Source organism: Streptomyces caeni, assembly GCF_042678285.1.
Taxonomy (GTDB): domain Bacteria; phylum Actinomycetota; class Actinomycetes; order Streptomycetales; family Streptomycetaceae; genus Streptomyces; species Streptomyces caeni.
Window position 1 is genome coordinate 2,472 of the sequence record NZ_JBHUDX010000031.1, and the last position, 8,949, is coordinate 11,420.

Genomic DNA, 8,949 nt, shown 5'->3' on the forward strand with positions numbered 1-8,949 from the left:
CCCGCTCCGGGTCACCCGCGACCTCGGTGCGGGTCCGGCCGGAAAGAGCCGGTAGCGTGGCCGGCGGCCGGTGTCCGTGCGGGCGGAAGGGCGATGAGTGGGATGAACACGGTCGGTGCGGCCATCGCGAGCGCGGTGGTCTTCGTCTGGCTCGGCATGGTCCTGGCGATCTCCTTCCTGGAGGCGCCGTTGAAGTTCCGCGCTCCCGGGGTGACCGTCCCCCTCGGCCTGGGCATCGGACGCCTGGTCTTCCGGGCCCTGAACCTCGTCGAGGCCGTCCTGGCCGCCGCCGTGGTCGCCGCGGTCGCCGTCAGCGGCCCGCCGGTGTCCGTCACCGTGCTCACCGGCGTCCTCGCCGTACTGCTCGTGGTACAGCTCGGCATCGTGCGCCCCCGTCTGAACCGGCGGTCCGACCGCGTCCTGGCGGGGGAGGAGAAGATGCCCATCTCTCAGGGGCACGTGTACTACGTGGCCCTGGAGTGCGTGAAGGTCGTCCTCCTGATCGCGCTCGGAGTGAGCATGCTCGTGGCCCGCTGATCCCCTCCCGCGAGGCGCCGGAGCCGCGCGGGCGCACCCGCCCGCGCAGATCAAGGCCGGCCGCGGTCAGCCGTCCACGGACCGTCCGCGGCCGGTCAGCCACTCGGCCAGGACGGCCGCCTGGCTGTGCTCCACGTCCTTGGTGGCGGTCAGCAGTGTGAGCCGTGCGCGCGCGGCGAGGTCTCGCAGGTGCGCGGCAGCCTCCCGGTGGCCCGGATCGCGGAGTTCGGCGAGGTAGCGGCGGCGGAACTCGGCGAACCGGTCGGGTTCATGACCGTACCAGCGGCGCAGCTCGGTGGAGGGGGCCACATCGCGCAGCCACTCGTCCAGGCGGGCGTCCTCCTTGCGCATCCCCCGCGGCCAGACCCGGTCGACGAGCACCCGCGTACCGTCCTGTGGCGATGTGTCCTCGTAGACTCGACGGCAGGCGACCTGTGCGGTCATGACACGGCCCTCCGGATCGATCGGCCGCCGGCTCGAAGCCGGTTCGACGGCTTGCCTCTTCCGTGAAACGGGCGGGCTTTCCGGTCCGCCCATCGTATCGGAGGGCCGTGGGCTTCACCGTCAAGCCCGGCGAGAGGGGTAAGGCGTGCACGGCAGCCAGACCGGGCCGGACGCGCCCGGCTTCCCCGCCGCGGCGGCCCCCGGGCTGGGCGCCGTGCGGGAACTGGACTCCGCGGTGACCGGCTGCCGGGCCCGCCCGCGGCTGGTGGCCTGGCGGGAGGAGGTCGCGCGCGTCAGACGCAGGGCGTTCGCGGACTGGGAGTACTGGGCCAGGCCGGTGCCCGGCTTCGGCCCGGCCGACGCGCGGCTGGCGATCATCGGGCTGGCTCCGGCCGCGCACGGCGGCAACCGTACCGGGCGCGTCTTCACCGGCGACCCGTCCGGCGACGTGCTGTACGCGGCCCTGTACGACCTGGGCCTGGCGTCCCAGCCCACCGCCACCCGGCGCGGCGACGGCATGCGCCTGTACGGGGTGAGGATCACGGTGCCCGTGCACTGCGCACCGCCCGGGAACCGGCCCACCACCACCGAGCGGGACACCTGCCGGCCCTGGCTCGCCCGGGAACTGGAACTGCTGCGGCCGACCCTGCGCGCCATCGTGGTGCTCGGTGGCTTCGCCTGGCACAGCCTGCTGCCGGTGCTCGCGGACGCGGGATGGCGGTTGCCGCGCCCCAGGCCGGGCTTCGGGCACGGCGCCGAGGCGCTGCTCCTCGACCCCGGCGGGGTACGCCGGGTGCATCTCGTCGGCGCCTACCACCCGAGCCGGCGCAACATGTTCACCCGCACCCTCACCCCCGGCATGCTGCGGGAGGTGCTGCGCCGCGGAGCCGGCCTCGCCGGGCTGCCGGCCGCCCCGCACCGCGGGCATCCCTGACCGGCCCGTGGCCCCGCGCCCTGCTCGATGTGCCGCATCAGGGCCGCGACGGCCGCGGGCGGCTCACCCGGCGCACGCACCATCATCACCGTCCAGTGCGGCGTGTTCCGGTCGAACCGGTGCGTGGCCGGGGCCGGGAACCGCGCGGCGATGGACAGGGACATATGCACACCCCGAGATCGTTGCGGACCGGTTCGGACGCCGCGACGATGTCGTTGACCTCGAAGGTCGTCGTGCGGTCGACCCCGGCCGCGCGGAAGGCCCGGCCGACCGCGTGGCGGACGGCCCACCCGGGCGGGAAGTCCACCAGGGGCAGCTCCGCGACCGCGGCGAGCCCGACCGTGCCGCCCGCGGTCCCCGGGGTGACGCTCCGCCCCGGTGCCGCCACCGGAACCATGTCCTCACGGGACAGCAGCCGGGGCACCAGCCCTCGCTGCTGCCGGCGGTCGAGGGCCACCACGGCCACGTCCACCGTGCCCTCGCGCAGCGCCTGCCGGATGTCGGCCACCGCCGCCCGACGCAGCTGGACCACCACACCCTTCATCGGGTGGGGGAGCCGGGGCCGGCTCGTGGGAGAGGCCTTGTCCGACCGAGCGGACTGCTCACCGCTCTCCCGGAGACAGCGTTCGGCAGGCCCGCCGGCTTCCTCGTCGACGGCGATGATGGGGGATGTCGGTCACCTCGCCGGGAGACGAGCGCGCGTCCGCGGCCGGTACCCGCGTTGACTTGCGGCCGTTGCCTCGGGGTCGTCCCCTGAGAGGTGTGGGCCACCGCGGCGGTGGCGTGGTTCCGGGAGGAATATGACCGGCGGTGACGACCGGTTCGGTACCGGATCGGCAGAGTGGGGTCAGCCCGCCGAACTGGTGCTGGACGCCGCCTGGACGGTGCTGGCCTGCACCCGGCCCGCGCTGGGGTTGCTGGGCGCCTCGGTCGGCGAAGTGCGCGGTCGCAGCCTCAAGTCCTTCTTCGTGGACCCCTCCGTGTGGGCGGCGCAGGCCGAGACGGCGGATGGCGGGCCCCTCCGCAGCGGTCACGCGGCGCTGCGCCGCGCCGACGGCGGCCGCGTGGACGTGGAGGTGACCGTGGCGGCGCTGGCCGGTAGCACCCAGGCGCGTCTGCTGGTCCGGCTGGTCCCGGTGGCGGAGGCCGGGCGCGAGGACGAGCTGGGGATGCGGGTGGCCTCGCGCGGTGGCGCATTGTCGGCGGCCGACCCGCGGGTGCAGCAGCGGCTGGATCTGCTGCGCGCGGCGGCGGTGCGCATCGGCGGCTCCCTGGACGTGGTGCGCAACGCCCGGGAGCTGGTCGATCTGCTGGTGCCGGTGTTCGCCGATCTCGGGGCGGTGGACCTCACCGAGGAGGTGCTGGCCGGACAGGAGCCCGGGCAGTTCTTCCCCGGCACGCCGCTGCGGCGCGTGGCGGTGGCCGCCGCGGAGGGGCCCTGGCCGCAGGAGGTCTACGGGCTGGGGGAGCGGGTGGTGATGGGCCGTGCGGAGGCCGAGCACGTGCGGCGGGGAGCGGCCGGTGTCCTGCAGGATCTCGGCCGGCTGCGCGCGACGGCGTCCGAGGACCCGCAGCGGTCCCGGCTGATCCTGCCCCCGACCGCGAGGTCGCTGCTGGTCATTCCGTTGCAGGCCCGAGGGGCCGTGCTGGGTGCCGTCCCGCTGTGGCGGTGCGGCAACCGGGTACCGTTCGACCAGGCCGACGCCGCCCTGGCCGAGGAGATCGGCTCCCGTATGGCTCTGGGGCTGGACAACGCCCGCCGCTACACCCGGGAACGGCACGCGGCGGAGGTGCTCCAGCGCAGCCTGCTGCCGCCTCCTGTCGTGCGCCTGGCGGGAGCGGAGACCGCGGGCGTCTATGCGCCGGCGAGCACGGCCGCCGGCACCGGCGGCAGCTGGTACGACGTGATCCGGCTGTCCGGTGTCCGTGTGGCCTTCGTGGTGGGCAAGGTGGCCGGGCACGGGGTGAACGCCGCCGGCGCGATGGGCCGCCTGCGCTCGGCGGTGCAGACCCTGGCCGACCTGGATCCCCCTCCCGAGGAGCTGCTGAGCCACCTGGACGACCTGGTGACCCGCATCAGCGACGACGAGCGGCACCGCCCCGGGTCGGTCACCGGCTCCCTGGGCGGGGCGACCTGTCTGTACGCCACCTACGACCCCGTCACCGGCCAGTGCCTCGTGGCCGGCGCGGGACATTCGGCCCCCGTCCTCGTCCGGCGGCACCAGGACACCGTGGAGGTGGTCGACCTCCAGCCGGGGCCCCCGCTGGGGAGCTCCACGGAGCCCTTCGAGTCGGTGGAACTGCATCTGCAGCCGGGCGATGTGCTCGTCTTCCGCAGCGGCCCGGCCACCCGGCGGTCACAGGACACCGAACGAGACCTCGAACAGCTGTGTGCGGACGCCCAGCTCGCCGCCCGCTCCCGTGACCCCCTGGTCGACACCGCCGAGGAACTGCTGACCCGTATGCGGCGAGTGCCCCGTGCCGAGGACATCGCCCTGCTGCTGGCCCGCGTCGACCGGATCCCGCCCACCCACACGGCCTCCTGGCAACTGCCCGCCGACCCCGGCCTCGTCGCGCACGCCCGCGCGCTGGCCTCCGCCCAACTGGCCCACTGGGGCCTGCAACAGCTGGACTTCACGACCGAAGTGATCGTCAGCGAACTGATCACCAACGCCATCCGCTATGCGGGAGGTCCCATCGGCCTGCGGATGATCAAGGAGCACCGGCTGATCTGCGAGGTGTCCGACCCCAGCCAGTCGCAGCCCTACCTGCGCCGAGCCCGCCTCTCCGACGAGGGCGGCCGGGGCCTGTTCCTGATCGCCCAGCTCGCCCACCGCTGGGGCAGCCGCTACCACCCCGGCGGAAAGACCATCTGGACCGAGCAACTCGTGGAAGACTGACGCTGTCGTCTGACGAAAGGCACCCGATGCAGCCTTCTGCCGCGCCGACCGTCGAGCGGGTGGACGCCGGGCACCGTTACGAAATCCTGGTCGAGGGCGAACGCGCCGGTCTGACCGCCTACCGCGACCGCGGAACCCAGCGGGTCTTCCACCACACGGAGGCCGACGACGCCTTCGCCGGGCTGGGCCTGGCCGGGCGACTGGTCCAGGATGCGCTCGCCGACGTACGCGCCTGCGGGATGCGCATCGTGCCGGTGTGTCCGTACATGGCCAAGTGGCTCGGGGAGCACGATGAGTGCAGCGACATCACGGACCCCGTGACCCCCGACGTCCTGCAGTGGCCGGAGGAGGAACCGGGCTGACGGGCCCCGGGAAGTCCCGGTCATCCGATCGATCTCTTGACCGCCTCGCGCCGGCCGTCGAGGATTTTCCGTGTCCCGGACACATCAATCGGTGCGCGCCGCACGGCAGCGCGACCTGCCGTGTGAGGAGTCCGCATCCAGATGACCGTCTCGACGCAGGGTCCCGGCTTCCGCCCCCGTGCCGCCCTCGCCATGTCCGCGGAGGCCGCCGCGGCCGTCCTCGACCCCGAGTCGCTGGACGCCCTCGCCGCGATCTGCGATCTCGCCCCGCCGCCCGTCCTCGACGACTTCACCACCCCGCGGGCCCGCTCCGTCCTCGCCGGGGCCGATGTCCTGGTGACCGGCTGGGGCTGCCCCCGGCTCGACGCGGAGGCGCTGGAGGCGGCGCCCCGGCTGCGTGCCGTCGTGCACACCGCGGGCAGTGTGCGCGCCCACATCACCGACGCCTGCTGGCAGCGCGGCATCGAGGTGTCCTCCGCCGCCTCGGCCAACGCCCTGCCGGTCGCCGAGTACACCCTCGCGATGATCCTGCTCACCGGCAAGAACGTCCTGGAACGCGCCCGGGACTACCGCGCGTCCCGCACGCGCGACGACTGGCTGCGCACCCCCCGTACCGTCGGCAACCACCGCCGCACCGTGGGCATCGTCTCGGCGTCGCTCATCGGCCGCCGGGTCATCGAGCTGCTGCGCCCCCACGACCTCGACGTGCTCCTCCACGACCCGTACGTCGACGACGCCCAGGCGGCCGGACTCGGCGTCACCCGCGTGGGCCTGGACGAGCTGTTCGCGCGGTGCGACACCGTCAGCGTGCACACCCCGCTGCTGCCCGCGACCCGCGGACTGGTGGGCCGCAGGCTGATCGGGGCGATGCGCCCCGGCGCGGTGCTGATCAACACCTCCCGCGGCGCGGTCGTCGACCAGAAGGCGCTCACCGACGCCGCGGTGGCCGGCCGCATCCGGGCCGTCCTCGATGTGACCGACCCCGAAGTGCTGCCGCCCGGGCACCCGTTGTGGGACTGCGGGAACGTGCTCATCACGCCCCACCTCGCCGGCTCCCAGGGCAACGAGTGGCGCCGTCTGGCCGATCTCGCCCTCGCGGAGACCGCGCGCTGGGCCTCCGGCGCCGGCTTCCTGCACCCCGTACGACGTGAGAGGCTGGCGTTCCAGGCGTGAGCATGCCCTTCCCGTTTCCCCCGCAGGACCGGGAGTCCAGCCCGTACACGGGGTACACCCGAGCCCACTGGGAGGCCGTGGCGGACGGGCTGCTGACATCCGCCCGGCGCTGGAGCACACCGGGCGGTGCCCTGCTCGACCTGCCCGGGCGGCCCTCCCGTTCCGGAGCGCGCTCCGACGGTCTGGAGGGCTTCGCCCGCACGTTCCTCGCGGCCGCCTTCCGGGTGGCCGGCGCCGGAGGGGACGACCCGCACGGCCACCTCGACCGGTACGCACGGGGTCTGGCCGCCGGCACCCGCACCCCCGGCCGCGACGACACCGAGTCCTGGCCCCTGATCCTCGATCACGATGTGCAGGGCCAGCCGATGGTGGAGTCGGCGTCGGTGGCGCTCGGGCTGCGGCTGACCGTGCCCTGGCTGTGGGCGCGCCTCGGCCCCGGCGTACAGGACCGGGTGGAGGAATGGCTGCGCGGGGCGCTGCGGCACACACCCGCACCGAACAACTGGTACCTCTTCCCGTACACCGTCGCCGGATTCCTGGAGTCGGTGGGCCGCGGCGACGCGGACACGGCCGCGGCCCGGCGGCGCGCGTCGGCCCTGCTGGAGGGCTGGTACCGCGGCGACGGCTGGTACGCGGACGGGGACGGGCGCGCCTTCGACCACTACAACGGCTGGGCACTGCACCTGTATCCGGTGCTCGACGCCCATCTCGCCGCGGACGAGGAGCGGTCCGCCCGGTACGGGGCCCGGCTGCACGCGCATCTGCGGGGCCTGTCGCTGATGTTCGGGGCGGACGGCGCGCCGCTGCACTTCGGCCGGTCGCTGGCCTACCGGTTCGCCGCCTCGGCGGCCGTCGGCCTGGGCGCCCTCACCGGCCGCACCCCGCTGTCCCCCGGCACGTCCCGGCGCCTGCTGAGCGGCAGTCTGCGCTACTTCCTGGACCGCGGAGCGCTGACCGGGGACGGGCTGCTGAGCCTCGGCTGGCACGGCCCGCACGACGCCACCCTGCAGACGTACTCGGGGCCGGGATCCCCGTACTGGGCGTCAAAGGCGTTCGTGTGCCTGCTGGCGCCGGCCGGTGACCCGCTGTGGACGGCCCGGGAGGAACCCGCGCCGGTCGAGCAGGCCGACCGGGTCCTCGCCCTGCCGGCGCCGGGGCTGCTCCTGCAGACGACGCGCGCGGACGGGATCGCACGGCTGCACAACCACGGCAGCGACCATGTGCGGCCCCACGAGGGGGAGTCGGCGGCCGACGACGATCCGCACTACGGACGCCAGGCGTACTCGACCCGCACCGGACCCACGGCCCCGGGGAACATCGCGGACAACCATCTGTCGGTCGAGGTGGCCGGCCGCGCGAGCGTACGGCGCCGCATCCGTCCCCTGGGGGCGGGGCAGGGCGAGGACTGGGGATGGGCCGCGTCCTGGCACCGTCCCGTCTTCGTGTCCGGGCCGCCGATGGCGCCCGGCCTGCGGGTGGAGAGCGTCACCGTGGTCCGGGGACGCCATGAGCTGCGGGTGCACCGCGTGGTCGGCGCCCCGGAGGGGGCCCGGGTCACCCACACGGGGTGGGCGACGGGACCCGACCAGTCCGTCGTGTCGGTCCTTCACGGGCTGCACGGCTGGGACGAGGGCCCCGAGGTGGTCCGCGCCCCCCAGGGCACGGCCTACACCCGCTGGGCCGGCGTCCCCCGGCTCGGCGGGCGGGCCGGCGGCACCTCGGTGCATGTGTGCCTGGCCGTCCTCACCGCCGGCCCCGGGGCCGACTCCGTGACGGATGCCGTCGCCGGCGTGGCCGTCGCCGGCGACGGCGTCGAGGTCACCTGGGCCCGGGACGGGGCACGCTCACGGGTCGGCTTCGACCCGGTGACCGTGTCCCTCGTGGCGGAGCCGACGTCCCGTCAGCCGATGTGGTAGCCGTCCCCGTACACCTTCCAGTCCAGCGGCGGGTCCAGGTTGAGGTTGCCCTCGCGCAGGAACACCCGCTGCGCGGTGTCGACCCGGCTGGTGTCGCTGTGGGCCTCCTCCTGCTTCATGGCCCAGACCCGTGCGTCGAGGAAGGCGTTCAGGTACGCCACCTCCCCGCCGCCCTGCGCCGGCGGCTTCGCGGAGCGCAGGGCCCGCTTGCGGATGTTGCGGAAGCTCGTGAGGTCCTCGCCGTCGCCGTGCATGACGATGGCGTCGTAGTACGTGAACTGGCCCAGGACTCCCAGCCCGTCCGTCTTGCCCTGCCGGACGGCGGGATCGAAGTACACCCGGTCGCGTTCGTCGTTCTGCGCCTGGCGGAAGGCCGGATCCTGGGCCGCCCTGCGCCAGTCGTCGGGGAAGTCCGGGTCGAGGCCGTCGTGCGAGTCCGTGCCGTTCACATCGCGCAGCGCGGGCAGGTAGCGGGCGAGGACGTTGCCGGGCTCGCGGTCGGTGTACAGCTGGACGAGGTCGAGCATGTCGCCGGTGCCGGAGCAGAACCCGATGATGCCCGCGGTGTAGCCGCGCCCGTCATCGATGTCCTCGATGTACTGGTACTGGGCCTTCCAGTCGAGCGAGGAGTTCTCCGCGCTCGACACCAGTTGCATGGCGATCTCCTTCTTGGCCGGGTCGTC

9 protein-coding genes are annotated in these 8,949 nt (G+C 74.3%); 6 read left to right on the top strand and 3 right to left on the bottom strand.

All coding sequences use genetic code 11. From position 1 onward, the window contains the following. Positions 1-102: 102 nt before the first annotated feature. Positions 103-537 (top strand): hypothetical protein, encoded by a 435-nt coding sequence (locus ACFSL4_RS13660; protein ID WP_381082276.1) that lies wholly within the window; start codon positions 103-105, stop codon positions 535-537. 66 nt (positions 538-603) lie between these two features. Here ACFSL4_RS13660 and ACFSL4_RS13665 read toward each other — a convergent pair whose 3' ends face one another. Further along, positions 604-981, bottom strand: coding sequence for a DUF488 domain-containing protein (locus tag ACFSL4_RS13665; protein ID WP_381082164.1), 378 nt, complete (start codon positions 979-981; stop codon positions 604-606). 145 nt (positions 982-1,126) lie between these two features. On the opposite strand from ACFSL4_RS13665, the gene ACFSL4_RS13670 reads away from it, so the two are divergent. Further along, entirely contained in the window at positions 1,127-1,915 is a 789-nt protein-coding gene (locus ACFSL4_RS13670; protein ID WP_381082166.1) for a uracil-DNA glycosylase, read from the top strand. An 85-nt stretch (positions 1,916-2,000) separates the two neighbouring features. Here ACFSL4_RS13670 and ACFSL4_RS13675 read toward each other — a convergent pair whose 3' ends face one another. Then, the gene (locus tag ACFSL4_RS13675) at positions 2,001-2,447 is read right to left on the bottom strand and encodes a LysR substrate-binding domain-containing protein (protein ID WP_381082168.1); all 447 of its coding nucleotides are present in this window, start codon (positions 2,445-2,447) and stop codon (positions 2,001-2,003) included. Between the two features lie 268 nt (positions 2,448-2,715). On the opposite strand from ACFSL4_RS13675, the gene ACFSL4_RS13680 reads away from it, so the two are divergent. The 4 genes from ACFSL4_RS13680 (at position 2,716) to ACFSL4_RS13695 (ending at position 8,266) form a co-directional block, all read left to right on the top strand. Further along, entirely contained in the window at positions 2,716-4,815 is a 2,100-nt protein-coding gene (locus ACFSL4_RS13680; RefSeq protein WP_381082170.1) for an ATP-binding SpoIIE family protein phosphatase, read from the top strand. Positions 4,816-4,841: 26 nt separating this feature from the next. Continuing rightward, positions 4,842-5,177 carry a GNAT family N-acetyltransferase gene (locus ACFSL4_RS13685; RefSeq protein ID WP_381082172.1) on the top strand — a complete coding sequence of 112 codons (336 nt, stop codon included), beginning with the start codon at positions 4,842-4,844 and terminating at the stop codon, positions 5,175-5,177. Between the two features lie 141 nt (positions 5,178-5,318). Continuing rightward, a complete protein-coding gene (locus ACFSL4_RS13690; protein WP_381082174.1) occupies positions 5,319-6,350 on the top strand; it encodes a hydroxyacid dehydrogenase in 1,032 nt (343 codons plus the stop codon). Between the two features lie 2 nt (positions 6,351-6,352). Next, a complete protein-coding gene (locus tag ACFSL4_RS13695) occupies positions 6,353-8,266 on the top strand; it encodes a DUF2264 domain-containing protein (RefSeq protein WP_381082278.1) in 1,914 nt (637 codons plus the stop codon). On the opposite strand, the gene ACFSL4_RS13700 is transcribed toward ACFSL4_RS13695, so the two are convergent. Then, a partial coding sequence (locus ACFSL4_RS13700; RefSeq protein ID WP_381082176.1) for a chitosanase occupies positions 8,251-8,949 on the bottom strand: 699 nt, incomplete at its 5' end. The genes ACFSL4_RS13695 and ACFSL4_RS13700 overlap by 16 nt on opposite strands.